At 70.3% G+C, this 25,328-nt stretch carries 23 protein-coding genes; 6 read left to right on the plus strand and 17 right to left on the minus strand.

Translation table 11 applies throughout. The features are described 5' to 3' along the window. Window positions 1-2: 2 nt before the first annotated feature. Both rfbB and rfbA read right to left on the minus strand, forming a co-directional pair. Window positions 3-1,001, minus strand: a complete 999-nt coding sequence (gene rfbB, locus ABXS86_RS06230) for a dTDP-glucose 4,6-dehydratase (RefSeq protein WP_353665961.1) — start codon at window positions 999-1,001, stop codon at window positions 3-5. Beyond that, window positions 1,001-1,870, minus strand: coding sequence for a glucose-1-phosphate thymidylyltransferase RfbA (gene rfbA / locus ABXS86_RS06235; RefSeq protein WP_353665962.1), 870 nt, complete (start codon window positions 1,868-1,870; stop codon window positions 1,001-1,003). The genes rfbB and rfbA overlap by 1 nt, the downstream gene beginning before the upstream one ends. A gap of 131 nt (window positions 1,871-2,001) precedes the next feature. Between rfbA and ABXS86_RS06240 the strand changes: the two genes are divergently transcribed. From ABXS86_RS06240 to ABXS86_RS06255, 4 genes are read left to right on the plus strand one after another with little or no spacing between them, the layout of a single operon-like run. Next, the gene (locus ABXS86_RS06240; RefSeq protein ID WP_353665963.1) at window positions 2,002-4,725 is read left to right on the plus strand and encodes an LGFP repeat-containing protein; all 2,724 of its coding nucleotides are present in this window, start codon (window positions 2,002-2,004) and stop codon (window positions 4,723-4,725) included. 40 nt (window positions 4,726-4,765) lie between these two features. After that, window positions 4,766-5,497, plus strand: coding sequence for a glycosyltransferase family 2 protein (locus ABXS86_RS06245; RefSeq protein ID WP_307209693.1), 732 nt, complete (start codon window positions 4,766-4,768; stop codon window positions 5,495-5,497). Continuing rightward, entirely contained in the window at window positions 5,494-5,925 is a 432-nt protein-coding gene (locus ABXS86_RS06250) for a DUF2304 domain-containing protein (RefSeq protein WP_353665964.1), read from the plus strand. The genes ABXS86_RS06245 and ABXS86_RS06250 overlap by 4 nt, the downstream gene beginning before the upstream one ends. Continuing rightward, on the plus strand, window positions 5,918-7,159 hold the full coding sequence (locus ABXS86_RS06255; protein WP_353665965.1) for a hypothetical protein: 1,242 nt from the start codon (window positions 5,918-5,920) through the stop codon (window positions 7,157-7,159). The genes ABXS86_RS06250 and ABXS86_RS06255 overlap by 8 nt, the downstream gene beginning before the upstream one ends. On the opposite strand, the gene ABXS86_RS06260 is transcribed toward ABXS86_RS06255, so the two are convergent. Genes ABXS86_RS06260 through ABXS86_RS06290 form a run of 7 tightly spaced genes read right to left on the minus strand, consistent with a single transcriptional unit; the run spans window position 7,149 to window position 15,999 of the window. Continuing rightward, the gene (locus ABXS86_RS06260) at window positions 7,149-8,249 is read right to left on the minus strand and encodes a glycosyltransferase family 4 protein (protein ID WP_353665966.1); all 1,101 of its coding nucleotides are present in this window, start codon (window positions 8,247-8,249) and stop codon (window positions 7,149-7,151) included. The genes ABXS86_RS06255 and ABXS86_RS06260 overlap by 11 nt on opposite strands. A gap of 16 nt (window positions 8,250-8,265) precedes the next feature. Next, complete coding sequence (locus tag ABXS86_RS06265; RefSeq protein ID WP_353665967.1) at window positions 8,266-9,366, minus strand: acyltransferase family protein; 1,101 nt, start codon at window positions 9,364-9,366, stop codon at window positions 8,266-8,268. Beyond that, a complete protein-coding gene (locus tag ABXS86_RS06270; protein ID WP_353665968.1) occupies window positions 9,363-10,499 on the minus strand; it encodes an NAD-dependent epimerase/dehydratase family protein in 1,137 nt (378 codons plus the stop codon). Before ABXS86_RS06270 ends, ABXS86_RS06265 begins: the two co-directional genes overlap by 4 nt. A gap of 41 nt (window positions 10,500-10,540) precedes the next feature. Further along, window positions 10,541-11,455, minus strand: coding sequence for a glycosyltransferase family 2 protein (locus ABXS86_RS06275; protein WP_353665969.1), 915 nt, complete (start codon window positions 11,453-11,455; stop codon window positions 10,541-10,543). Then, window positions 11,445-13,391 (minus strand): DUF6541 family protein, encoded by a 1,947-nt coding sequence (locus ABXS86_RS06280; RefSeq protein WP_353665970.1) that lies wholly within the window; start codon window positions 13,389-13,391, stop codon window positions 11,445-11,447. Before ABXS86_RS06280 ends, ABXS86_RS06275 begins: the two co-directional genes overlap by 11 nt. Next, window positions 13,388-14,317, minus strand: a complete 930-nt coding sequence (locus ABXS86_RS06285) for a glycosyltransferase family 2 protein (protein ID WP_353665971.1) — start codon at window positions 14,315-14,317, stop codon at window positions 13,388-13,390. The genes ABXS86_RS06280 and ABXS86_RS06285 overlap by 4 nt, the downstream gene beginning before the upstream one ends. Beyond that, complete coding sequence (locus ABXS86_RS06290) at window positions 14,311-15,999, minus strand: glycosyltransferase (RefSeq protein WP_251504498.1); 1,689 nt, start codon at window positions 15,997-15,999, stop codon at window positions 14,311-14,313. Before ABXS86_RS06290 ends, ABXS86_RS06285 begins: the two co-directional genes overlap by 7 nt. 161 nt (window positions 16,000-16,160) lie before the next feature. On the opposite strand from ABXS86_RS06290, the gene ABXS86_RS06295 reads away from it, so the two are divergent. Both ABXS86_RS06295 and ABXS86_RS06300 read left to right on the plus strand, forming a co-directional pair. Beyond that, on the plus strand, window positions 16,161-17,027 hold the full coding sequence (locus tag ABXS86_RS06295; protein ID WP_144828917.1) for an ABC transporter permease: 867 nt from the start codon (window positions 16,161-16,163) through the stop codon (window positions 17,025-17,027). Window positions 17,028-17,034: 7 nt separating this feature from the next. After that, on the plus strand, window positions 17,035-17,757 hold the full coding sequence (locus tag ABXS86_RS06300) for an ABC transporter ATP-binding protein (protein WP_353665972.1): 723 nt from the start codon (window positions 17,035-17,037) through the stop codon (window positions 17,755-17,757). 80 nt (window positions 17,758-17,837) lie between these two features. Here the strand turns inward: ABXS86_RS06300 and ABXS86_RS06305 are convergent, their stop codons facing one another. The 8 genes from ABXS86_RS06305 to ABXS86_RS06340 all read right to left on the minus strand — a co-directional run bounded on the left by ABXS86_RS06305 (window position 17,838) and on the right by ABXS86_RS06340 (window position 25,282). Further along, window positions 17,838-18,941, minus strand: a complete 1,104-nt coding sequence (locus ABXS86_RS06305) for a glycosyltransferase (protein WP_353665973.1) — start codon at window positions 18,939-18,941, stop codon at window positions 17,838-17,840. Further along, the gene (locus ABXS86_RS06310; RefSeq protein ID WP_353665974.1) at window positions 18,938-20,401 is read right to left on the minus strand and encodes an LCP family protein; all 1,464 of its coding nucleotides are present in this window, start codon (window positions 20,399-20,401) and stop codon (window positions 18,938-18,940) included. Before ABXS86_RS06310 ends, ABXS86_RS06305 begins: the two co-directional genes overlap by 4 nt. Then, window positions 20,398-20,865 carry a 5-(carboxyamino)imidazole ribonucleotide mutase gene (gene purE / locus ABXS86_RS06315; RefSeq protein ID WP_353666229.1) on the minus strand — a complete coding sequence of 156 codons (468 nt, stop codon included), beginning with the start codon at window positions 20,863-20,865 and terminating at the stop codon, window positions 20,398-20,400. Before purE ends, ABXS86_RS06310 begins: the two co-directional genes overlap by 4 nt. Window positions 20,866-20,959: 94 nt before the next feature. Further along, complete coding sequence (locus ABXS86_RS06320) at window positions 20,960-22,093, minus strand: 5-(carboxyamino)imidazole ribonucleotide synthase (RefSeq protein WP_353665975.1); 1,134 nt, start codon at window positions 22,091-22,093, stop codon at window positions 20,960-20,962. Between the two features lie 436 nt (window positions 22,094-22,529). Beyond that, window positions 22,530-23,084: a PH domain-containing protein gene (locus tag ABXS86_RS06325; RefSeq protein WP_307209665.1), complete on the minus strand. Its 555-nt coding sequence runs from the start codon at window positions 23,082-23,084 to the stop codon at window positions 22,530-22,532. Window positions 23,085-23,134: 50 nt separating this feature from the next. Next, complete coding sequence (locus ABXS86_RS06330) at window positions 23,135-23,902, minus strand: hypothetical protein (RefSeq protein WP_307209663.1); 768 nt, start codon at window positions 23,900-23,902, stop codon at window positions 23,135-23,137. After that, window positions 23,899-24,450, minus strand: coding sequence for an RNA polymerase sigma factor (locus ABXS86_RS06335; protein WP_307209662.1), 552 nt, complete (start codon window positions 24,448-24,450; stop codon window positions 23,899-23,901). Before ABXS86_RS06335 ends, ABXS86_RS06330 begins: the two co-directional genes overlap by 4 nt. 49 nt (window positions 24,451-24,499) lie before the next feature. After that, entirely contained in the window at window positions 24,500-25,282 is a 783-nt protein-coding gene (locus tag ABXS86_RS06340; protein WP_251504511.1) for a biotin--[acetyl-CoA-carboxylase] ligase, read from the minus strand. Window positions 25,283-25,328 lie beyond the last annotated feature (46 nt).

Below are 25,328 nucleotides of genomic sequence, written 5' to 3' on the forward strand. Positions count from 1 at the left end.
TGTCACTGTCCCTTGCTGGCGTAGAAGGCTTCGACGCCGTCTTTGGCGGGGGCCCACCAGGCTTCGTTCTCGCGATACCAGTCGATGGTCGCGGCAAGACCCGACGCGAAATCACCGTAGGTGGGGGTCCAGCCGAGTTCGGTGCGGAGTTTGGTGGAGTCGATCGCGTAGCGCAGGTCGTGGCCGGGGCGGTCGGTGACCAGGTCGTACGCGTCGGTCGGGTGTCCGGTGATCTGCAGGATCATCTCCACCACGCTCTTGTTGTCTTTCTCCCCGTCGGCGCCGATGAGGTAGGTCTCACCGATCTGGCCTTTGTCGAGGATGGTGAGCACGGCGGAGGAGTGGTCGTCGGCGTGGATCCAGTCGCGCACGTTCTCACCCTTCCCATACAGCTTGGGGCGGATGCCGCGCAGCACGTTGGTGATCTGGCGGGGGATGAACTTCTCCACGTGCTGGTAGGGGCCGTAGTTGTTGGAGCAGTTGCTGATGGTGGCCTGCACCCCGAAAGAACGCACCCACGCCCGCACCAACAAATCCGACCCCGCCTTGGTGGAGGAGTACGGGGAGGAGGGGTTGTAGGGGGTGTTCTCGGTGAACCGGGCCGGGTCATCGAGCTCGAGGTCGCCGTACACCTCATCGGTGGAGATGTGGTGGAACCGGGTCTCGTGACGGCGCGCGGCCTCCAGCAGGGTGTAGGTGCCGATGATGTTGGTGTCCAGGAACGGACGCGGATCGTGCAGGGAGTTGTCGTTGTGCGACTCGGCGGCGTAATGCACCACCGCATCCGCCTCCGCGACGAGGGGATCCACGACGCCCGGGTCGGCGATGTCGCCCACCACCAGACGCACCCGATCCTCCGGGAGACCGGCGAGGGAGGCCTCGTTACCGGCGTAGGTGAGCTTGTCCAACACCGTCACCGTGTGATCGGTGTGCGCAACGACATGGTGGACGAAGTTGGATCCGATGAACCCGGCGCCGCCGGTGACGAGAAGGTGCGCCATCAGCGGCCTCTTTCCAAAATCTCCAGCAGGTACGACCCGTACCCGGACTTCACCAACTTGTGTGCACGCTCCGCGACCTCGTCATCGGTGAGGAACCCCTGCCGCCACGCGACCTCCTCCGGAACCCCGATCCGCAGCCCCGTGCGTCGCTCCATCGTGCGGACATAATCCGCGGCATCCGTCATCTGATCGAACGTGCCCGTGTCCAGCCACGCCGTCCCCCGCGGGAGGACCTCGACCTGCAGCTTGCCGCGACGCAGGTACTCGGCGTTGATGTCCGTGATCTCGTACTCCCCCCGGGGGGAGGGGGCGAGGTTGCGGGCGATGTCGATCACGTCGTTGTCGTAGAAATACAACCCCGGGACGGCGTAATTCGACTTCGGGACCGCGGGCTTCTCCTCCAAAGAGACCGCCTTGCCGTCATCGTCGAACTCGACCACCCCGTACGCGGACGGCTCCGCCACCCAATACGCGAACACCGCCCCACCGTCGACGTCGGCGTACCGCTTCAGCTGCGTACCCAGGCCAGGACCGTAGAGAAGGTTGTCGCCTAGGACGAGGGCGACCTTGTCGTCACCGATGAAATCGGCACCGATCGTGAACGCCTGCGCCAACCCATCGGGCGAGGGCTGCTGCGCGAACTGCAGATCCACCCCGAACTGCGACCCATCCCCGAGCAACCGCTCGAAGAACGGCGCATCATGCGGGGTCGTGATCACCAGAATGTCGCGGATGCCGGCAAGCATCAACGTCGACAACGGGTAGTAGACCATCGGCTTGTCGTACACCGGGATCAACTGCTTCGACACGCCCAAAGTGATCGGATGCAGACGCGTGCCGGAACCCCCGGCGAGAATGATGCCCTTCACGCGTCAATCGTGCCACAGCGGTCGAAGCCGCCCCGGCACTGGGACGCGCGACGACCCGCCGAGTGCTCATATATCACCAGTCTCTCGTTTCACGGTGGTATTCACCCGTCACGTCCGTCACAATAAGGCGGGTGACCGAACGCATCTCCGGCCTGGCCGCGCGCATCTTCACGGCCTCGCTGGCCACGATCGCGCTCGTGGCGTCTCTCGCCCTCGCCGGCGCGCCCACCTCGGCGTCTGCGGCGAGCGCTGCGGTCGCCGCCCCGCAAGGGGCCGTCTCGGCCATCGACCTGCGCCCCGCCGCCGACATGTCGCTCTTCCGACCGGGCAACATCATCTCGGACGAGGTCTTCTTCGACTCCACGACGATGACCGAGGGACAGATCGACTCCTTCCTCAAGGGCAAGGTGTCGAAGTGCCAGTCGGGCTACACCTGCCTGCGCGACTTCCGGCAGAACACGGCGACCCGCACGGCCGACACCTATTGCGACACCTACACCGGGGCGTCGGCGGAATCCGCCGCGCGGATCCTGTCGAAGGTCGCCACCGCGTGCGGTCTCAACCCCCAGGTGCTCATCGTCATGCTCGAGAAGGAGCAGGGCCTCATCACCCACACGTGGCCGTCCGATTGGCGCTACACGATCGCCATGGGGCAGGGCTGCCCCGACACCGCGGCGTGCGACACGCGCTACTACGGCTTCTTCAACCAGGTCTACGGTGCGGCCCGCCAGCTGAAGATCTACTCGCAGAACAAGTACTTCACCTACTACGCCCCCGGCAAGACGTGGAATATCCGGTACAACCCGAACGCCTCGTGCGGCTCGTCGCCGGTGTACATCCAGAACCAGGCCACGGCGAACCTCTACTACTACACGCCGTACCAGCCCAACGCTGCGGCGCTGCGGGCCGGGGCCGGCGAGGGAGACTCGTGCTCGGCGTACGGCAACCGCAACTTCTTCCGCTTCTTCACCGACTGGTTCGGTAGCACCACCACCCAGCGCGGCGCGGCCATCACCCGCTTCTGGCAGGACTCCGGCGGCGCGAGCGGCTGGATCGGCGGTTCGACCGGCGCGATGACGGAATGGCCCGGTCGCGGGTGGTCGCAGCGCTTCGAGAACGCCGACCTCTACCTGAAGAACGGCACCACCGCCGTGCAGGCGACCGTCGGCGGCACGCGCACCGAATACCGCGCCGTCGGCGAGGCGAACAGCGGCCTGGGTTGGCCCGCGGGCGTGGTCTCGCGCGCCTTCGGCGGCTGGTACCAGGACTTCGACTCGGGTCGCATCTACGTCCGCCCTTCGGACGGGCGCGGGTTCGCCGTGGCGCCCCCGATCAGCGACACGTACGAGAAGGCCGGAAACGTCACCGGCACCCTCGGGTGGCCGTCGACCCGGGCCTACTCCTTCTCGGGAGGCGCGCGGCAGGACTTCGCCGGCGGCAGCATCTTCCAGGGCCCCACCGCCACCACCGCCCTCAGCGCGGCGTGGACGACGGTGTACACCAAGGCGGGTGGAGTCGCGAGCGTGGGCTGGCCCACGGCCGTGGCCAAGGTCGACGCCGGTCAGTACGTGCAGTTCACCGCCGGGCTGATGCTGCGCACCAGCGCGGACGACCGCTTCACGGTCCGCGGCGAGATCTACCGCGGCTACGCGGCGGCCGGCGGCATCTCCGGCGCGCTCGGCGCCCCCATCAACAACGAGAAGGCCACCACGGGCGGCTTCATGCAGCGCTTCGAGGGCGGCTCGGTCTTCGCCACGACCAGCGGCACCTTCGCCGTGACGGCGCTGTCGAAGGCGCTCACGGCCGCCGGGACCAGCTCCACGGTCGGTCCCCCGACCGGTCCGCAGGTCGGCTCGAACGGGTCGTACTCGCAGGACTTCGGCGCGACCACGCTCACCACGTCGAGGAGCGGCAACTACGCCGTGGCCGGGGTCATCGGGCGCCAGTACCGCTCGCTGGGTGCGGCGAACAGCTACCTCGGCGCCGCCGTAGGCCCCGAGAAGAAGGTGGCCGGCGGGGTGATGCAGCAGTTCCAGGGCGGTCGCATCTACTGCGGTACGTCGACGACCGTCGATGTGCCGGCCTCGATCGTGACGCCGCTCGATGCAGCGGGAGGCGTGCAGGGTCGCCTGGGCATGCCGACGGGTGCCTTCCAGACCTCCGAGCGGGGCAAGAGCCAGAGCTTCCAGGGCGGCGAGGTCTGGGTCAACGCGGACCGCTCCGCCTCCGGAGCGGTCGTCGGAGCCATCTTGAACACGGCTCGCGCAGCGGGCGGCTTCGCCGTTCTCGGCGCCCCCACCTCTGCCGAGCGTGAAGAGGCGTCCGGCTGGATCCAGCCGTTCGAGTCGGGCGTCGTCACCGTCGCGCGCACCGGCTTCGCCACGGCCGTCACGGGCGCGGTGTGGAAGAACTACCGCGACAACGGCAAGGTCGACGCCTACGGCTTCGCGACGGGTCCGCTCGCCACCGTCGCGACGGGGTGGAAGGCGCAGCCGTTCGAGAAGGTCACGGTCTACGTCGGATCCTCCGCCACGTACGTCACCCGCGGCTACATCCGCACGGTGCACCTTCAGCAGGGCGGTGCGGGCGGCGTCCTGGGCATTCCGGTCAAGAACGAGTACGCGACGGCCGGCGGCTTCCGCCAGGACTTCACGGGCGGCAGCATCCTCGTGTCCGCCAAGGGCGGCTTCGTCACCCGCGGGGCGATCCGGGCGGAATGGCTGCGCCGCGGGGGTGAGAAGGGCTCGCTCGGATGGCCGATCGAGAACGAACGATCGGGTGACGGTCAGTGGTCGCAGCGGTTCGAGAAGGGCACGCTCGTGCTCAGCGCCGACGGTTCGTTCCGCGTGCAGTGACGCGGGCGCGCACAGGCCCGGTTGATAGGCTTCAGGCACCATGACCCGTCCCGCTTCCTCCGTGCTCGTCATCGTTCCCGCATGGAATGAGGAGCAGAACGTCGGCACGACCGTGCGCGAGATCCTCGCCACGGGTCGCGGCTACGACGTGGCCGTCGTCGACGATGGATCGATGGATGCCACGGCCGCCGTCGCCCGCGAGGCCGGCGCGATCGTGCTGTCGCTCCCGTTCAACCTCGGCGTCGGTGGCGCGATGCGCACCGGCTTCACCTATGCCAAGCGCATGGGCTACGAGCGTGCGATCCAGGTGGATGCCGACGGGCAGCACAACCCGGCCGACATCGACCGCGTGCTGGCGGGTCTCGAGACCGCCGACATCTCCATCGGCGCGCGCTTCAGCGATGTCGGCGACTACCAGGTGCGCGGACCACGCAAGTGGGCGATGAAGCTGCTCGCGGCCATCGTGTCGCGCGTCGCCAAGACGCGCCTGACCGACGTCACGAGCGGTTTCCGCGCCGCCGGCCCGCGCGCGATCGAGCAGTACGTGCGGTACTACCCCGCCGAGTACCTGGGCGACACGCTCGACTCGCTCGTCGCCGCCTGCCACTCCGGCCTCACCGTCACCCAGGTCGCGGTCGCGATGCGCCCGCGGGCCTTCGGACGCCCCAGCCAGGGCGCCTGGGGATCCACGGTCTACCTGCTGCGTTCCGCGTTCGCGCTGAGCCTGGCCATCATGCGACGACCCACCGGTCGGGAACGGGGGCCGGTGTGATCGTGTTCTTCGGCATCGTGCTGGCACTCGTCCTCATCGTCGTGGTGCTGGCCCTCCTGCTCACGCGCCGCCTGCGCGAGAAGTACGCGGCGCTGTGGCTGGTCATCGGCCTCGGCGTGCTGGTGCTGGGCATCTTCCCGCAGCTGCTGCAGGGACTTACCCGCGTGCTCGGCGTGGAGCTGCCCGCCAACCTCCTCTTCGCGATCGCGATCGTGCTGCTCCTCGCCGTCGCCCTGCACCTGTCGTGGGAGCTCTCCCAGGCCGAGGACGAGATCCGGCGCACCGCCGAAGAGGTGACCATCCTGCGCACGCAGCTCGAGCACCTCACCGCGCGCGTCGACGCGCTCGACACCTCGTCGGCGCCGCGCGCACCCGAGCCGACGACGCCGGAGCGTCCGACGCCGGGTATCGAGCAGACGGGTGTCTGACTCCCCCTCGCAGGCTCCCGCGAACGGCGGCGGACTCACCTGGATCCTCGGTGCGACGGTGGTCGCCGGCGGCCTCGGCTACCTGATCCAGGCCGCGGTCCCGGCGTTCCTCACGGGTGAGCAGTACGTCGTCTTCAGCGTCTTCTGGTCGGTCGTGTACCTGGTCGTCTCGGGTCTGGCCGGCGTGCAGCAGGAGACCACGCGCGCGTCGCGCTCGAGCGACACGGGTCGGGGCTGGCCGATCCTCCGGCGCTTCGCCTCGATCTACGCGGTCGGGGCGGCGCTGGTCATCGCCGCGTCCGCGTTCTTCTGGGCGCCCCGCGTGTTTGGCGACCACACCGTCGCCCTCGTCGCCGCGCTCGCGGCCGCCGCCGTCGGCTACACCTTCGTCGCCGTGATCAGCGGGGCGCTGTACGGCGTGCGCGATTGGCGCGGCGTGGCCGGCATGACGGTGACGGATGCCGTGCTCCGCGCGATCACTGTCGGTGTCGCCGTCCTGCTGGGCCTCGGCGTCGCCGTGACGGGATGGGCCGTCGCCCTGCCCTTCGCCGCCGCGGCCGCGATCCTGTGGATCGTCACGGGGCGCGGCATCCGGAACCGCGTCGAGGTCGACGCGACGCTTCGCGTGCTGCTGCGCCAGAGCCTGCAGACGGTGGGGGCCTCGATCGCCACGGGTGTGATGATCTCGGGACTGCCGTTCCTGCTCGGTATCGCTCCGCTGGGCGTCGACGCCGCTCTGCTGGCCTCGCTGATCCTCGTCATCACGCTGACGCGCGCACCGTTGGTCATCCCCCTGCTCGCGCTGCAGAGCTATCTCGTCGTGACCCTCCGCGACCACCCCGCGCAGGCGCGTCGACGCGTGCTCACGTGGGGAGCGGGCCTGCTCGCCCTGACCGCGGTGCTCGCCGGGCTCGCGGTGTTCGTGGGTCCGTGGGTCGTCGGGCTGCTGTACGGCGACCGGTACGAGCTCCCCTCCGGCGCGTACGCCGCGATCGTCGGCAGCGCGGGCCTGACGGGTCTGCTCTGCATCACCGGACCCGCGGTGCTCTCGGCGCAGCGGCACACCGCCTACCTGGCGGGCTGGGCGACGGCATCCGTTGTCACCGTGGCGATGCTGTTCGTGCCGATCGACGGTCTGACCCGCGTTCTCGTCGCTCTCGTGGCGGGACCGATCGTCGGCGTCGTCGTGCACGCCGTCACCATTGCCCGCCGGCGCCCGGCTGCTACCGCGTGAGGCCGAGCGCGGCGTCGAAGCTCGCCCGGGTCTCGCGCGCCGTGCGCTCCCACGTGAACTCCGCCGCGCGCGCGAGCCCGTCGACACTGAGTCGCTGACGCAGGTCGGCGTCCGAGCAGACCTCGTCGATGGCGGCGGCGACGGAGCGGTCATCGCGGGCATCGAAGTAGCGCGCGGCGGACCCTCCGACGAAGCGGTGCACGTCGATGTCGCTGAGCAGCACTGGCACGCCCGCGCCCATCGCCTCGAGCGTCGGCAGCGAGAACCCCTCGGCGAGCGACGGGATGGCCAGGGCGGTCGCGGTCGAGTAGAGCTCCACCACCTCGGCGTCGTCGACCCATCCGCGCAGCTGCACCCAGTCGTGCATGCCGGTCGCGTCGACCTCCGCCGTCAGCGGGTCGTCACCGCGCCCTCCGGTGATGATCACGCGGGGCCGGCGCTCAGCAGGGATCAGCGCGATGGCACGGATCAGCGCGCCCCAGTTCTTGTGGGGGCGACGATTGCCCATGGCCAGGATGAACGGCCCCGCCTCGCCCGCGCGCGATCGATCGACGCCGGTCGGTGAGCTCCCCGCGAGCGGCACCACGTCGAGGGTGTCGCGGGGCACACCGAGGAAGCGCACGATCTCACCGGCCGAGGTCGGGCTGATGGTGACGATGCGCGCCGCGTTGCGGGCGGCGACCTTCTCCATCCACTTCACCGGTGCGGTGTACAGCGGGGTCGACATGTACTCGGGGTGCGACCAGTAGAGCATGTCGTGCATCGTCACGACGGTCGGCATCGCGGTGCGACGCGGGCCGAGCGTCGCGGGGGCGTGCACGAGATCGACGCCCTCGGCGCGGGCGGCGCGGGCCACCTGGGTCAGCTCGCCCCACGCCCACTGGAATCGGTTCTCTCCGCTGATGCCCGATTCGATGATGCGACCGGGGAACCACGAGCGGTCCAGCGTCGCCCCCTCGCGGCTCAGATAGCCGATGTACTCGTAGTCGTCGTCGAGTTCACCGAGGGCGCGGTACAGGTCGCGGGTGTAGGTCTCCATCCCGCCCTTGGTACCGGAGTAGGACAGCAGGTCGACGAGCACACGGGGCACGATCAGCCAGCCTACGTCAGGAGCGCTGCGCGTCGCGGGCGGCCCCCGCGACGGACCCCGGCACGGCGGAGGGGCGCACCCACCGCATCGCCCGGCGCTCGACCAGGATCCAGCTCAGGTAGGCCAGCGCGAAGGTGAGCACGACGGTGATCAGGATGTAGAGCGGGAAGAACATCGACGCCCCCGCCACCAGGACGACGAGCTGCTGCACGGGCCACGCGTAGATGTAGAAGCCGTACGACACGTCGTTGCGCGCGATCCACCGCGGTTGCGGGATGACCGACGACAGCCAGAGCAGCCCGTAGGCGAGGAAGGGCGCCGCCGCCTGTCCGCCCCAGCGCGGCACGAGGAAGATCAGGGCCAGCGCGACGGCCAGGGCCCCGATCGCAACCCAGGCGTTGATGCCGGCGCGCTCGACGATGAAGAAGACGAACGCCCCGCCGAGGAAGAACGGCGCGAGCTTGGCGAGGAGGAAGAAGCTCTCGTCGAGCCCCCACCGCTGCGCGAGCTCCACACCGATCCAGACCAGCAGGCTCAACACGAACGCGACGCCCGCGAGCCACGGCGACCGGCGGAACACGGCGAGACCGCCCAGCAGCCAGACGAGCACGTAGCAGCAGAACTCGTAGAACAGCGTCCACAGCGACCCGTTCCACGCTCCCGGATAGGGCACCGACTGCAGCGTCGTGCCGATCGAGTAGTGGTCGATGTAGAGCGTGATGTTGCCCCAGATGTACTGCAGCGGCGTGAGGGGCGTGCTGAGCAACCCGGCCAGGGTGCCGTGCTCGATGAGGGCGGCGACGGGCGCGAAGACGAACGCGGTGACGACCAGGCACACCACGAAACCCGGGAAGATGCGGGCGATGCGGTGCAGGAGGTACTCCCCCGGCGGCGTGCGCAGACGGCTGCGCGTGATCAGGAAGCCCGAGAGCACGAAGAAGCCCGCGACCGCCCATCCGCCCAGGTTCTCGCCGTGCAGGTGCGGACCCTCGCCGCGCCCCGCGATGTAGAACGCGTGGGCGACGAGCACGAGCGCGGCCAGGATCAGCCGGAACAGGTTGAGGCTGTTCGCGCGATAGGGGTACGGCGTCCCGCGCAGGGCGGTGGCGACGCTCACTTCAGGAGGTTTCGCGAGGCCATCTCGTCGAGCGAACGCTGGTAGCTGTCACCCTCGACCGGCTGGGTGAGGACCCACTGCACGAACTGCTCGACGCCGTCGCGGAACGACACCGACGGCGTGAAGCCGAGGTGCTGCTGCAGGGCGGTGGTGTCGGCGAAGTTGTGACGGATGTCGCCGAGGCGGTAGTTGCCCGAGACGCGCGTGGGCACCTCGGTGCCGAACGCCGCGAACAACGCCGAGACCACGTCGTGGACGGTGGTGGCCACACCCGAGCCCACGTTGAGCACGTGCCCGCCGGCCGCGTCGTGGGTCGCGGCGAGGAAGGTGGCCTCGACGACGTCGTCGATGTAGACGAAGTCGCGGCTCTCGAGGCCGTCTTCGAAGATGTTGATCTCTTTGCCCTGGCGGATGAGGGTCGAGAAGATCGAGAGGATGCCCGTATACGGGTTCTTCAGCGACTGGCCGGGGCCGTACACGTTCTGGTAGCGCAGGGCGACCGGCTGGATGCCGATCGTGGGCGCGACCGTCATGATCAGCGACTCCTGCATCTGCTTCGTGATGCCGTAGACCGACGAGGGGTGCAGGCGGGCGTCCTCCCCCGTGGGGATGAGCTCGAGGGCGTCCTCGCCCTCGACGTGCACCTCGAAGTCGCCGGCGGCCATGTCGGCGTCGGCCCGGTGCGACGGGTAGACGGTGCGGCCGTCGGCGGTGCGGTACGCGCCCTCGCCGTAGATCGACCGCGACGAGGCGATGACGAGGCGGTGGACGTCGTTCTCCTCGTTCGTCAACAGGTCGAGCAGCTTGGCGGTGCCGCCTACGTTGGTCTCGACGTAGCGGTCGATCTCGTACATCGACTGGCCGGTGCCGGTCTCGGCGGCCAGGTGCACCACGACGGTGGCGCGCACCAACGAGCGACGCAGGTCGTCGGTCGAGGTCACGGTGCCCTGGATGACCTCGACGTCGTCGGCGATCGAGCGGAGCATCGGCGATGTGGTCGCGGGGTCGTCGCCGTGCACCTGCGGGATGAGCGCGTCGAGGACGGTCACGGTGTGCCCCGCGTCGACGAAGCGCCGCGCGAGTCGTGAGCCAATGAACCCGGCGCCGCCGGTGATGAGCACGTGATCGGGCAAGAGTTCTCCTGGAGGTCGGTGCGACGGGAGGCCGACGCCGCTCAGAGCGCGAAGATGTGCGCGACGGTCGATTGTATCCCGGCACTCGTTCCGTGCCGGATGACGCCGGGCAGCTCGGCGAGGCCGTGCAGGCGCGACATCACGCGCACGCGCGCCGTGTTCGCCGTGCGCGACCAGCCCTTCGCGGCGGCGAGCTGGCGGGCGGTGCGGTAGTACGCGCGCTCGTCTCGGAAGCGTCGGCCGTCGAGCAGAGTCTTCTGCGATGCACTGGCGCCGTGACGCCGGTACGAGAACACCAGCTTCGGGTTGTAGGCGAGCACTCCCCCGTCGAACGCGATGTCCATGAGCAGAGCGAGGTCCTGGATGATCGGCAGCCCCTCGCGGAAGTCGATGCGTCGCAGGGTCTCGGTGCGGAACGCGAGCGAGGGCCAGTACAGCCAGTCCCCGCGGATGAGGCTCGTCGCCATCGCCTCACCGCGCAGCACCGCGATCGCTCCGTCGCCTCGTCGGCGCGGCGCGAGCAGCCCCGTCTTGACGCGATCGACCAGCGGACGCACGACCGTGCCGTGCTCGTCGATCACCTGCGCGCCGGGCTGGATGACATCGGCATCCGGAACCGCCCGCACGGTCGAGCGGATCACCTCGAGGTAGGTCGGGTGCAGAAGGTCGTCGCAACCGAGGATCACGAGGTGCTCGGACTCGGCCCGACGGATCGCCTCGCGGTAGTTCTCGGTGATGCCGAGGTTGTGCTCGTTGCGCACATAGGTGACGCGGGGATCGTCGATCGCAGCGAAGTGCGCGGGCACCGACTCATCGGGATAGCAGTCGTCGATGACGGTCAGCCGCCACGACGGGTCCGTCTGCGCGAAGACGGACTCCACCGTGTCGAACAGCAGCTGCGGGCCGCCCCAGAAGGGCACGATGATGTCGATCGGCTCGACGGCGTCAGCGGCCACAGGCGGTCACCTCGTAGAGACGGGCGGTGCCGACGGAGTCGACCAACCGCAGGGACGGCGATTTCGCGGCGCCCGCGAAGCCGGGGAACGAATGGGTCGCACCGTGCACCTCGTGCGTACCGAAATCGAGCAGATAGTCGACGTCGGTGGCCTCCACCGCCGGGCACACGCTCGGGTCGTCGTCGGCGTCGACCAGGTCGTCGTTGACGACCTGCATGTCGGGCGAGACGTCCATGAGCAGGTGGGGCATGAGCACGCGCCGGTCGGCGAGGGCGTAGGCCAGCCCCGTTCCCGTCCACGGGTTGCCCGCGATCACGGCGTCTTCGGGCACGAGCTCGGGAAGCTTGTCGATGAGCGCGAGCTCGTCCGTCGACACCAGGGCCGAGTCGGGGGTGACGCGGTAGCCTCCCGACGCGCCCACGACCGCGTCGCGCACGGCCACGAGCTGGCTGGCACCGACCACGACCACCGCGACGGCGACCAGGGCGGCGACGGCGGCGCGCGGAGTCATCGAGGTGCGCTGCACCAGACGCGCCAGCACGGCGGCGACGACGGCGACGCCGTAGGCCGCGAGCGGGATCGCGATGAGCGGGATCAACGCGGCCAGACGCGGGGCGTTGTTGTACCAGGCCGCCGTCAGCAGATCGCGGAAGTTCCCCCAGGGGAACGCGGATGCCGCGATGTACAGCACCGCGAACACCACCAGCGTCACCAGGGCGTACACCTCGATCAGCCGGCGCGAGCGGACCGCGGCGATGACGCCGATCCACATCAGCACGGCGAGCACGATGGGCACGGCTCCGCCCGACAGGCCGAGCGTGGCGACCTCGCCCACGGCCTGACCGAGCGTCTCGGTGATGGGCCACCCGCGCGCCTCGAGCGGCGGGCGCAGGATGCGCCAGGCGACGAACGCGACGACGAGCCAGACCGCCGAGCCCGACAGCACGAGGATCGCGTCGCGTCGCGCGGGCCGGGTGCGCAGGTAGGCGAAGACGGCGAAGAGCAGCGCGAGCGTGCCCGCGAACAGCCAGCCCACGAAGGCACCGGGGTGGAACAGCGCCAGGCCCGGCAGCGAGCCGACGAGGAAGAGAACGACGACACCGCGCGACGCGCCGTTCTCGGGCGCGCGCAGGCCGAGTGCCGACAAGGTCACGGCGAGAACCGCGGGCAGGGCGCACACCGCGAGGAAGAACGGGTACAGCACGCCGTAGTCGATCATCAGCAGCGGGAAGGCCGGAACCCCGGCCGCCAGCACGCCCGCGGCCGCCAGCACGACGGGGCGACGACCGAAGACGGTGGCCGAGAGCAGCACCACGCCGGCGGGCCAGACGAGGGCGGCGCCGGCGATCATCACCGCGTTGGAGGCGACGGGGATCGAGCAGCCGACGAGCTGTACGACGAGAGCGACGCTCGCGTGCCACCCGGCCGGGTAGAACGGTACGCCACCCGAGGGGCTCGTCATCTGGCCCACGTGCAGCGGCGAGGCGTTCTGGGTGTCGAGGATGAAGCGCGTCGCGTTGAGGTGGAAGACGTTGTCGAAGCTTTGCGAGAAGTCGCTCGGGGCGCCCACGACGTACACGAGCTGCGCGGTGAGCAGCACCGCGCCCACGACAAGTCCGCCGATGGTCGCGACCGACGCCCACGGGACGGAGACGGCGGATGCCGAGCGCCCGGCGCGGAAGAAGAAGCCCACCACGGCTGCGATCGCGATCACCACGACCGCCAGGACCAGCACGGGCACGATCGACCACGGCATGCCGATGAGCGGTGCCACCAGGGAGGCCAGGCCGATGACGGTCAGCGACGCCGGGGCAGCGACCGCCCACGCGAGCAGGCCGCCCAGACGCGCGGCGCGCGCGGCGGCGTAGCCCGGCACGATCAAGAGGGCGGCCGCCACCAGCAGGGCGGGGACGGCCGCGAACCACTCCCCGATCACGCGGCCGCTTCCTCCGCGAGCTCGCGCTGCGGGCGACGCTCGGGGTACTCGATCTTCGGGTTGAACCCGATGCCCGCGAACAGGCGGGCGAGGAGCTTGGCCCGCAGGGGCAGCGACACGCGTCCGCGGTGCAGGCTGACGAACAGGCGCGCACCGAACTCGAGGAAGTACAGCAGGCCGCGGTGGTGCAGCTGGTACGACGCCTCGTTGCGCACGCCGTACGCGAACTTCCACACGCTCTTGGCATCCACCATGCTGAAGTTCACACCGCGGTTCTCACCCATGTCGTGCACGACGACGCTGTCCATCACCTGCACGCCCGGGCACCGCCGCGTGAGGCGCAGGGTGTACTCGCGGTCGTCGAACCAGATGAAGTAGTCGCGGTACGGCAGGCCGTACTCGGCGATCGCCCAGCGCGGGATCAGCACGCTGACGAACGAGCAGGCCGTGACCATGACGTTGGACTGCCCCTTGACGAGCAGACGCGCCCAGTCCCACGTGGGGACGGGGTTGTTCATCTCGCAGATGTTGCCGTCGATGTACTCGACGACCGAGCACGCGAACGGAACGTCGCCGCCGAGCTCCGCCACCGACTGCTCGAAGCCGCGCACGAGCGCCTCCAGCGCCTCCGGGCGGGGGTAGCAGTCGTCGTCCATGATCCACACGTGGTCGGCGCCCGAGGCGTACCCGTGCACCATGCCCTCGGCGAAGCCACCGGCTCCGCCGGAGTTCGTCGACATCGTCACGACCTCGTAGGGCAGCGTCCACTCGCGCTCGAGCAGGTACGCCGCGGTGCCGTCGGTCGAAGCGTTGTCGATGACGAACACCTTCGCGGGTGCGTGCGTCTGCGCCTCGAGCGAGGCGAGCACCGTCTTCAGCTTCTCGAGTCGGTTGAACGTGACCACGACTGCGGCGACCGTCACCATGAGCCCACCTCCTGTGCGAACCAGCTGCTCGCCGTCTGGGCGGCCAGGAGCCGCTTCTCTGCTTCTCGTTCGTCTGTCCACAGCTGGCGGCGCGCGTCTTCGTCGGCGGCGAGCCATCGCACCTTGTCGGCGAGACCCGCCACGGCGCGGTGGACGTTGCGCGGCACGAGGGCGCGCGCGGGGACCAGGTCGGACTGCGCACCCACGTCGGTGGACACCACCGGCACGCCGTGCGAGATCGCCTCGAGCGTGGTGAGGGTCAGCCCCTCGTTGTGGGAGGTGACCACGAGCAGGTCGCTCTCGGCGAGGGTGTCGTCGACGGGCACGCGGGAGGAGCGCCGCTCGATGCGGTCGACCAGGCCCTCGTTGCGGATGATGTCGTCGATCCAGGCCGACATGTCGCCGTCTCCGTGCAGGATGAAGCGCATCTGCGCGGCGGCGTCGCCGAGGCGGTTGACCATCTCGACGAAGACCTCGGGGGCCTTCTGCCGCGCCGTGCGTCCCACGAAGGCCACGGTGAAGGGGGTGCCGTCGCGGCGCGGGCGGAACTGCGCGTCGCCGGGGGCGACGGTGAGGCCGCCGAGGGGCGCCATGACCACCTTCGAGGCGGGCACGCCCTGCACCTGCGTCATCCACCGCTTCAGCGACGGGGAGATGACGTGGTGCGCGGTGATCACGCCGTCGACCATCACGCTCGAGACGGGGAAGCCGCCACCGCGGTACTCGATCACGTGCGTCGAGTCGATGATGGGGATGTCGGGGCGCGAGCGCCGGATCCAGTGCAGGCGGTCGTACAGCCACTGGTTGTGGTGCACCACGACGCCGCGGATGTCGAACGAGCGCAGCAGACCGCGCAGCAGCTGCTCGACGCCGGGCGTCTGCGAGCGCGCGATGTGCTCCGAGAAGGGGATGATGACGGCGCCGTCGAGCTCGGCGCGCGTGATCCACGGCTGGTGGGAGTCGCGGCCGCTGATCACGATGGGGAGGAAGCCCGCTTCGCGCACCAGTCGGATGGTCTCGAACGCCCAGCGCTCGGCGCCGCCGAGTTCGAACCAGTGGATGCCGATCAGGACGGCGGGAATGGCCCCCTCTTCGGCGGGCCCGACCGGCACGATCTCGCTCGTGGCGTGATGGCCCTTGCCGGTGAACTCCTTGTCGTACTGACGACGGGCGGCCGGCTTGGCGTAGCTGCGGCGGTGGCGCAGCAGCTCGAGGTCGCGCGCCTCGTCGTAGAGCAGAGGGGTGCGGGCGCGCACCGCGCGCAGCACGCGACGCAGCGGATCGCGCGCGAGGTGGCGGGGCGGGTCGAAGTCGAGGGCGGCGTCGCTCGAGACGTAGAGGTGGCGCTGCGGCAGATCGATCATCGCGTCGGCGACGGCCTCGGCGCGGATGTGGCGGCGGTCTTCGGGCTCGACGGTGCTGCGGAAGCGCAGGCTGTAGAGGCGCTTGCGGAAGATGCGCGACAGACCGTCGAAGGTGGCGTCGTCGGTCGTGCGCGGCTCGAGCTCCCACGTGCCGTCGTAGACGTGCGCGTCGATCTCGCGACCCGGGGCGGTGAGAGCGTGGAAGTTCAGCGCTCCGACCAGCAGTCGACGCTCTCGCTCCGACAGCTCGGTGGGGACGTCCGCCTCCGCCGTCAGCTGGAAGAGAGCCGGTTGGCCCAGGACGCTTTCGAGTTTCACAGCGAGGAGAGTTCCTTCTTCGTCGGGCGGGGGGCGACCCGGTGATCCTAGCAACCCGCATGGGGGGCTCCCTGTGGGCGACCGGTTAGGATCGAGGGCGGCCCGTTCCGCGCCGGGGCTTCCCGCCGCCCCTCCCCCCATCCACTGCCTCAAGGAGGGCAATGTCCCGCAGATCGCCCGAGCCCTCCGTGCTCACGCAACCGGGCGGAAGCGTCGGACTCCTCGACGTCTTCCGACGGCGGTACCTCCTGTCGCTGATCGTCCGCAAAGAGATCCAGATCCGCTACCGCGGGTCGGTCCTGGGCTGGCTGTGGTCGTACGTCAAGCCGCTCGTGCAGTTCGTCGTGTTCTTCCTGGCCATCGGCGTCTTCCTCGGCATGAACGGCCGGGTCGAGTTCTTCCCGATCTACCTGCTCGCCGGCAACACGATCATCACCTTCTTCAACGAGGCGTTCTCGAACGGCACCCGCTCGCTCATCGACAACGCCGCCCTGATCAAGAAGATCTATCTGCCGCGAGAGATGTTCCCGGTGTCGAGCATGCTCATCGCCGCGGTCAACACCCTGCCGCAGATCGTCGTGGTGCTCATCATCGCGATGATCTTCGGCTGGGCGCCCACTCTGCTGCACATCGGGGCCCTGCTGCTCGCCCTCGTGATCATCGCGCTGCTGGCGACCGGTCTGGGGCTGCTCTTCGGAGCCATCAACGTCACCTTCCGCGACGCGCAGAGCTTCGTCGAGATCATCGTCATGTGCGCCGTGTGGGCCTCGCCCGTGATGTACCAGTGGGAGATGGTCGCCAACCAGGTTCCGCACTGGTTGTTCGTGCTCTACCGACTGAACCCGCTCACCGTCGCCGTCGAGCTGTTCCATTACGGCGTCTGGTACCCCCTCGACCCGCAGGGCGGACAGGTCCTCCCCGGCCTGCTCGCGTACTCGGGCGTCGCCGTCGTGGTCTCGCTGACCTTCCTCCTCGTGGGCCAGCTCGTCTTCCGCCGTCTGGAGGGTCGCTTTGCCCAGGACCTCTGATCACACCATGACCGAGCCGAGCGTCGTGGTCGACGAGGTGCACAAGGACTTCAAGCTGCGCCACACGCACAGCATCAAAGAGACCTTCCTCGCGGCCGTGCGCCGAAAGCCCCTCACCACCGACTTCCACGCGCTCGACGGCGTCTCGTTCTCGATCTCGCAGGGCGAGGCGGTGGCGCTGCTGGGCTTCAACGGCTCGGGCAAGTCGACCATGCTCAAGCTCATCTCGGGCGTGCTCAGCCCCGACAGCGGTGCGGTGCGCACCCGCGGGCGGGTCGCGGGTCTCATCGAGGTCGGCGCCGGCTTCCATCCCGACCTGTCGGGTCGCGAGAACATCTTCCTCAACGCCGCGATCCTCGGCATGACCAAGCGCGAGACCGAGGAGCGCTTCGACGACATCGTCGCGTTCAGCGAGATCGAGAAGTTCATCGACACCGAGGTCAAGCACTACTCCTCGGGCATGTTCCTGCGCCTGGCGTTCTCGGTGGCGATCCACACCGAGGTCGACGTGCTGCTGATCGACGAGATCCTGTCGGTCGGTGACGAGCCGTTCCAGCAGAAGTGCCTGGCCCGGATCCGTCAGCTGCACGACGCGGGCAAGACGCTCGTGGTGGTCAGCCACGACCTCGACATGGTGTCGAACCTGTGCGGTCGCGGCATCCTGCTGCGCGAGGGGAACGTGGCCTTCGACGGCGACAGCAAGCGCGCCGTCGAGCTCATGCGCCAGTAACCTCACCCGATCGCGCGGCGAGGCCACGCGGAGACGGCACGTGTTTCACCCCCGGTGGGGGCTGATCCGGATGCCGTGACTCAGAGCTCGGCGTGCAGGGCCCACACGCGCTCGGCCAACGCCGGCCAGGCGAAGCCCTTCGCGCGGTCGCCCGCGAGCACGCGCAACCGGTCGGCGTCGTCGCCCAGGGCGCGCGCGAGGGCGGGGCCGAGTTCGTCGGAGGTGGCGAAGGCCGCGGCATCCGCCAGCACTTCCCGATGCACGGGGGTGTCGAGCGCGACGATGGGCACGCCCAGCGCGAGGGCGTCGACGGCCCGCCACGGCCAGTCGGTGCGGGAACTTGCGGCCACGAAGGCGCGGGCGTGCGAGAGCACCGCAGCGCGATCGAGGCCGTCGAGCGAGCCCCGCGCGTGCACGCGCCCGGCCGTGAGGCCGGCGGCGACGGCGAGGTCGCTCACCGCGGCCTCCTCGCCCTCGGGCACGTCGAGGACCACGACGTCGAGGTCGGCGCCCGCCTCGGCGATCGCGGCGAAGACGGAGGAGAGATCGTCGGATGCCGCGGCGGTCCCGGCCGCGGCGATGAACGACGACGGCAGATCGAGGTGGCGCAGGCGTCCCACGGCGTCGGTCGGTACGCGCAGGCCCGCGGCGGGGGCTCCCCCCAGCACGCGCACCTTCTTCGCGAGCTTCGGCTTGGCCATCTCGGTGAGACGCTCGGCCATCGCGTGCGTCGGGACGATCACGGCGTCGGCGTGCTTGCCGATCCGCGAGAGCAGGGCGCGCGCGGCGAGGACCTCGGACTTCGGCAGCTCATCGGGCGTCTCCCACGCACGCAGCTCCCAGAGGGTCACGACGATCTGGTGCGTCTCGTTGACGCGATCGTGGCGCACGAGCGGGGCGAGGGCCGTGGGCGAGTGGATGAGTCCCTTGCCGATCCCCGGCGCCACCCCGAGCTGCCACGACGCCGCGAGCTCGCGTCGACGCACGGCCAGGCGGGTCTCGGAGCTGAGGCCGGCGATCGACTGGCCGTCGCCGAGGCCGGGGGCGGGCACGATCGCGGCGACGTCGCAGCCGCGCGGGGCGGTGGCGACGAGCGCCTCGGTCAGCGACGCGGACGCCTCGGCGAGATCACGCGAGGTCGGGGCGACGAGTTGATCGAGGACGACGCGGAGGGTGACGGTCACGGCGCGGGGCTCTCCGTTTCGGTCGGCGGATGCAGCTTGTCGTGCACCATCTGCTGCACCTGGGCGTAGTCGGGGTCGAACTCGTCGACACCGCCCGCCGGGGTGAGCTCGAGCGTGCCGACCGGCTGGTCCTTCGCCTTGAGCGCGAGGTTGACGAGCGTGGGGGCGATGAGGCCCTGCGGCAGGTCGGTCTCGACGAGGCTGGTGGTGCTGTTCGCGACCTCTTGGAAGTGCGTCAGCACGTTCTGCGGGGTGAACTGCGAGAGGACCGCCTCCTGCAGCTCGCGCTGACGGCGCATGCGGTCGAAGTCGCTCGTGGTGTAGCGCGAACGGGCGTACCACTGGGCCGTGTCGCCGTCCATGTGCTGCTGGCCGGGCTCGATCCAGCCGAACGCCCAGTCGTCCACGGGCTGGCCGTCGTAGGCGGGCCCGCCCTTGGGCAGGCGCTCCTGCACGTTGATGTCGACTCCGCCGAGCGCGTCGATGACGTCGGCGAAGCTCTTCATGTCGATCAGGACGTAGTAGGGGATCTGGATGCCGAGGATCCCCTCGGCCCCATCCTTCGTCGCCTCGATGCCCGGCTCGCTGCCGCGCTCCTTCGTGCCGGGGTACAGCTTGTTGCCGTCCTGGCAGATCTCGACCTCGGTGCGCAGCTGATTGATGCCGCTGCCCCAGCCGCACGTCGCGTTCGCGTGGCCGGTGTGGCCGTTCGGGTATTCGTCCTGCATGGGTCCCGGCGCGAAGGGGAAGTGCGGCATGTCGCGCGGGATGCCGGTGATCGTCGTCGCCCCGGTGTCGGCGTTGATGGAGACGACCGAGATGCTGTCGAAGCGCATGGAGTCGCGGCCCTCGCCCGAGTCCGCGCCGAGCAGCAGGATGTTGTAGTACCCGTCGGAGGGCGGGACCACCGCCGCAGACTGGGCGAAGAGCTGGGAGAACGCGTCTCTCGTGGTGCCGGCCGCCTGCGCGGCCCAGGCGGCGCCCGAGCCCGACAGCACGAGCAGACCGACCGAGACGATCGTCATGCCGATGCGCGCGATCGGCCCGACCCGCACGAGTCGTACGAGCCGCAGGGTGTCGATGGTGAGCACGACCCACAGGGCCGCGTACGCGAGGAGCACGATCTGCACGATCGTCAGCGGGAGCGGACGGAACCACGACAGGAAATCGGGGATGAACGACCCGGTCGCGAGGGCGAACAGCACGCTCGGCGACAGCAGCGCGAACAGGCCGGTCAGCACGAGCACGGTCCACATCAGCAGCGTGGCGCCGAGCCCGAACCGGCCGAGTCGGCGATTGCCGGCCACCACCTGCGCCGACCCGGGGAGAACGAAGTTCAGCACGACGAGCCACCACCCGCGGCGCGTCATCACCTCGGTCGAGGTGGCGTCGGGGTGTCGCAGAGGCTGTGCGTCGAACAGTCGCTCCTGCGCGCGCGGGCGCGGAGCCGCGAGGGTCACAGGGAGTCCTTCAGGCGGCGGTTCTTCTCCTCCACCTGCTGTTCGAGGTCGCGGGCGTAGGCCTCGACGCGGTCCGCGATGTCGGCGTCGGCGCTGCCGAGGATCCGCGCGGCCAGAAGACCGCCGTTCTTCGCGCCGTTGATCGAGACGGTGGCCACCGGGATCCCCGCGGGCATCTGCACGATGCTCAGCAGCGAGTCGAGCCCGTCGAGGGTGGCCAGCTGCACGGGCACGCCGATCACGGGCACCGAGGTGACCGAGGCCAACATACCGGGCAGGTGCGCCGCTCCCCCGGCCCCGGCGATGATCGCGCGTAGTCCGCGGCCCCGGGCCACGCGGCCGTAGCGCACGAGTTTGTCGGGGGTGCGGTGGGCCGAGACGACCTCGACCTCGTGGGGGATGCCGAACTCGGTCAGCACCTGACTGGCGGCGTCCATGACGCGCCAATCGGAGTCGGAGCCCATGACGACGCCGACCACGGGCGTCTCGGAGGAATGCAGCGGCCGGGTCACCGGTCCAGGCTAGGCGCGCCCGCTGAAAGATCGCGGAGCGGCGCGCTTACTCGAAGAACGCGGCCGCCGCTCGTCCTTCGTATACGACGTCGTCGAGGTCGTCGCCGACGACGTTGACGTGGCCGACCTTGCGGCCCGGGCGCGGATCCTTGCCGTAGGTGTGGATCTTGGCCGAGGGGTGCGCGGCCATGGCACCGGCGAATTGCTCGTCGAGGGCGCCCTCGGCCGGGCCGCCCAGCACGTTGATCATGACGGTCCACGGGGACACGGCATCCGTCGCCCCCAGGGGAAGGTCGAGCACCGCACGCAGGTGCTGCTCGAACTGGCTGGTGACGGCGCCGTCCTGGGTCCAGTGACCGCTGTTGTGCGGCCGCATGGCCAGTTCGTTGATGAGGATGCGCTCGTCGGTGGTCTCGAAGAGCTCGACGGCGAGCATGCCCGTCACCCCGAGTCCCTCGGCCACCGCGACGCCGATCTCGGCCGCCACACGCTGCACGCGGGCGTCCGCACGGGGCGCCGGGGCGACGACCTCGGCGCACACTCCCCCGCGCTGCACGGTCTCGACCACGGGGTACGCGCGCACCTCGCCGGACGGGCGACGCGCGACCTGCTGTGCCAGCTCGCGCGTGAAGTCGACCAGTTCTTCGACCAGGAGCGAGCCGCCGCCTGCGTCTTCGGCGAGAGCTGCGAACCAGTCATCGGCCTCGGTCGCGGCCGAGACGACGCGCACGCCCTTGCCGTCGTACCCGCCACGCGGGGTCTTCACAACGGCACGACCGCCGTGGGCGTCGAGGAAGTCCTGCAGATCGGATGCCGAGGACACGGCGGCCCAATCGGGTTGGGGCAGGCCGAGCTCGGCCATCTTGGCGCGCATGACGAGCTTGTCCTGCGCGACGCCGAGGGGTGCCGGCCCGGGGTGCACGGCGACACCGGCGGCGACGAGGGCGGCGAGCACGTCCTGCGGCACGTGCTCGTGGTCGAAGGTGATGACGTCGACCTCACGGGCGAAGGCGAGCACCGTCTCGGCGTCGCGGTAGTCGCCGACGGCCGTCGCGGCCAGCGCCGCCGACATGCCCTCGGTCTCCGCGAGAACGCGGATCTCGACACCCAGCTCGACGGCGGGCGCGATCATCATCCGCGCCAGCTGTCCGCCACCGACCACTCCGACTCGCAGCGCCATGCCGCTCCTTCCGTCGGTTCCCATTCTGACGGGCCGCGCGCGGCGATGCGAGCCGGCCGCGGCGCTGCCAAGGTCCCTGAGCCTGTCGAAGGGACCGCAACCCGCCGACCGCGTCGCCTCGGCGCCACCGAGGTCCCTGAGCCTGTCGAAGGGACCGCAACCCGCCGCACTCCCGCGTCGCCCCGGCGCCACCGAGGTCCCTGAGCCTGTCGAAGGGACCGCAACCCGCCGACCGCGTCGCCTCGGCGCCACCGAGGTCCCTGAGCCTGTCGAAGGGACCGCGACCCGCCGCACTCCCGCGTCGCCCCGGCGCTACCGAGGTCCCTGAGCCTGTCAAAGGGACCGCAACCCGCCGACCGCGTCGCCTCGGCGCCACCGAGGTCCCTGAGCCTGTCGAAGGGACCGCCACCCGCAGACCGCGACGCCCCGGCGCGCCTCAGGTGTCGATCGAACCCGAACCGAAGGTCTGCGAGTCGCGGTGCGCGAGGATCTGGTTGACCTCGACCTGGTCGACGAGCGTCTCGTGCACGAGCACGGCGTTCGGCACGTTCTTCAGCCGGAGCGGCGGTTCGACGCCATTCGACAGGCTGAGGGTGCCGGCTCCCCACAGGCGCTGGAGGATCCCGCGCCGCATCTGGATCGCGTAGCCGCGCACGTGCGAGATCTCGCGCTGGCTCGTCCCGAACAGCCCCGAGCGCTCGATCACCCGCCGCGTGGTGATGGTCCACGTGTGCGAGAGCCAGACGAGGTAGGGCACCACCACGAGCATCAGCACGAGAGCACCCGCCGCGGTCAGCAGCATCCAGTTCTCGTAGGGTTCGGGCAGGTTGTCGTAGAAGTAGGCGGTGGCCCCCGCGACGCCGATCAGCACGAGGGCCGAGAGCGACAGGCGCCGCGCGTGGGAGCGCAGGCGCGCGATGCGCAGTTCAGGCGCGGCGGCCCCCGGCGCCGGCGTACGCGGGCGTCCGATCGAGCTCGACGGCTGGGTCACGCTCTCATTGTGCGTGGTGGAGCCTGTGCGATCCCGATGCCACGCGGACCTCACCCGCAGTACTCACCCGGCAGCGTTCGCGAGACCGCCAGCTGCACCACCACACCGTCGCGGGTGCGCATCGTCACCAGACCGTCGCGGGCGATGAGCCGGCCCTCGTCGATGACGGTGTACTGCGCGTCGGGGTAGGCCGCCCGCACCTCGGCTTCGGTCGCCCCGATGCCGATGCCGCGGTCGGTGCGCGGCCCCACCGTGAAGTCGGGGGCGTCGTTGTCGTAGCGGTCCCACGAGACGACGCCGACGGTGTCGGGATCGCCTTCGTAGTCGCGCACGAGCCACAGCGAGCCGTTCTCGGCGATCCACGCGGGGTCGCCATCGGGTCGACACGTCGCGGCGTCGGGGAATGCCGCCACCGCGTCGAGGATGCCCTCGCCCAGCATCACCGGTCCGATGCCCTCGTCGGTCACCCGCCACTGGGCGGGATCGCCGGGGTCGGCGGTCGCGGTCGGCGGGACCGTGGGGGCCGGCGGCGTGGTGGCCGGCGGCGTTGACGTCTGAGTCGTCGGCGCGGGCGTCGGGGTCGGAGTCGGAGTCAGGGTGGCGATGACGGTGGGCGTCGCCGCCACCGTGCCCCCGGAGAGCGCTCCGCTCGCGAAGACCGACGTGCCCACGACGGCCGCGACCAGCACGGCCGCCGCGCCGCCCGTCAGGGCGAGGGTGCGGCGACGCCGGCGGTGCTCGAGGCTGTCGATGCCGGCGTCGATGGCGTCCGAGAGCGACGTGCGCTCGCGAGGGGTGAGGTGGTCGTCGTTCGTCATCGCACTGCTCCTTCGGCGGAGAGGGGGTGGAGGCCGTCCGCGGCGATGCGCAGGCGCGCCTTCGCCCGCGAGAGGCGGGATTTGACGGTGCCCGGCGCGACGCCGAGCGCCGCGGCGATCTCGGCCTCGGTGTAGCCCTGCATCACCGAGAGCACGAGCACCTGCTGATCGCGCACCGGCATGGTCGCCAGCACGCCGAGGATGCCCGACTCGTCGCGCGCGGCGATCTCCGCGTGACGCGGATCGTGATCGATCCGGCTGAGCGCGAGGCGGTGGCGGCGACCCGACCGCTCGAGGTTGCGCACCGTGTTCGTCACGGTGTTCAACAGCCAGGGCAGGGGCGAGCCGTCGACGAGCCGCACGGTGCGCCGCTTGCGCCACAGCTCGAGGAACGCGATCGCCACGGCGTCCTTCGCGTCCTCGCGCACGCTCAGCAGGCGCACCGCATGGCGGAACAGGCGTTGCTCGTGCCGGTCGAACAGCGCCCGGAAGGCGGCGCGATCGCCGTCCCGCGCACGCGGCCACAGCAGGAGGTCGGGATCGTTCATACCCGGGGATGTCCGCAGGGGCGCGGATGGTTCCCGATCGGTCGCGGGGTCAGCGCACGTGCACGACGTCGCCGGCCGAGACGATGGTCTCGATCGTTCCGGATGCCACGACCAGGCGTCCGTCGGGATCGATGCGCACCGCGGTGCCGGCCAGGGTCGTCCCGTCGGGCATCGCCACCGCGACCTCGCGCCCCACCGTGACGCACAGCTTCTCGATCTCGCGGTTGACGCGGTCGATGTCGTCGTGGGTCAGGCGGGCGAGCGTCTTCGACAGGTCGTCGAGGTAGTCGGCGAGGAGCTGGTCGTCGTCGCACTCGGCACCGATCGCGGCGAACGAGGTCGCCGTGGTCACGGGCAGATCGGCGCGGGTCATGCGCGTGTTCACTCCCGCGCCCACCACGACCGTGTCGGGGTCGCCGGGCACGACCTCGGCGAGGATGCCGCAGATCTTGCCCCCGTCCACGAGCACGTCGTTCGGCCACTTCAGCTCGGCGGTGCCGCCGTGGCCGGTCAGCTGGTGACCGATCGCGCGCGTCATCGCGGCGCCGGCCGCCAGGGGGATCCAGCCCCGCAGCGCGGGCGGGACCATCGTCGCGTCGACGACCACCGACACGGCGAGCGCCGTTCCGGCGGGGGCCGTCCACGACCGGTCGAGGCGGCCGCGGCCGGCGCGCTGGTCGTCGGTGACGAGCAGCGACAGGTGCGGCCACCCGTCGGGGTCGGCGGCGACGGCGGCGACGACGTCGGCGTTCGTGGAGTCGGTGGTCTCGACGACCTGGAGGCGAGGGCTGTGGGCGGCGGCGAGCGGGTATCCGGCTGCGGGGATCGGCATGAGCACACCCTAGGCAACCGGCCCGGTGCGCGGCATCCGGTTGCGC

It is taken from the genome of Microbacterium sp. che218 (genome assembly GCF_040436305.1).
GTDB lineage: Bacteria > Actinomycetota > Actinomycetes > Actinomycetales > Microbacteriaceae > Microbacterium > Microbacterium algihabitans.

Coding starts and splice junctions, on each gene's coding strand:
- ABXS86_RS06330 (WP_307209663.1), bottom strand. CDS start 23,902: ATGACGAACGACGACCACCTCACCCCTCGCGAGCGCACGTCGCTCTCG.
- ABXS86_RS06300 (WP_353665972.1), top strand. CDS start 17,035: ATGACCGAGCCGAGCGTCGTGGTCGACGAGGTGCACAAGGACTTCAAG.
- ABXS86_RS06295 (WP_144828917.1), top strand. CDS start 16,161: ATGTCCCGCAGATCGCCCGAGCCCTCCGTGCTCACGCAACCGGGCGGA.
- rfbB (WP_353665961.1), bottom strand. CDS start 1,001: ATGGCGCACCTTCTCGTCACCGGCGGCGCCGGGTTCATCGGATCCAAC.
- ABXS86_RS06340 (WP_251504511.1), bottom strand. CDS start 25,282: ATGCCGATCCCCGCAGCCGGATACCCGCTCGCCGCCGCCCACAGCCCT.
- ABXS86_RS06245 (WP_307209693.1), top strand. CDS start 4,766: ATGACCCGTCCCGCTTCCTCCGTGCTCGTCATCGTTCCCGCATGGAAT.
- ABXS86_RS06320 (WP_353665975.1), bottom strand. CDS start 22,093: ATGGCGCTGCGAGTCGGAGTGGTCGGTGGCGGACAGCTGGCGCGGATG.
- ABXS86_RS06285 (WP_353665971.1), bottom strand. CDS start 14,317: ATGGTGACGGTCGCCGCAGTCGTGGTCACGTTCAACCGACTCGAGAAG.
- purE (WP_353666229.1), bottom strand. CDS start 20,865: ATGGGCTCCGACTCCGATTGGCGCGTCATGGACGCCGCCAGTCAGGTG.
- ABXS86_RS06335 (WP_307209662.1), bottom strand. CDS start 24,450: ATGAACGATCCCGACCTCCTGCTGTGGCCGCGTGCGCGGGACGGCGAT.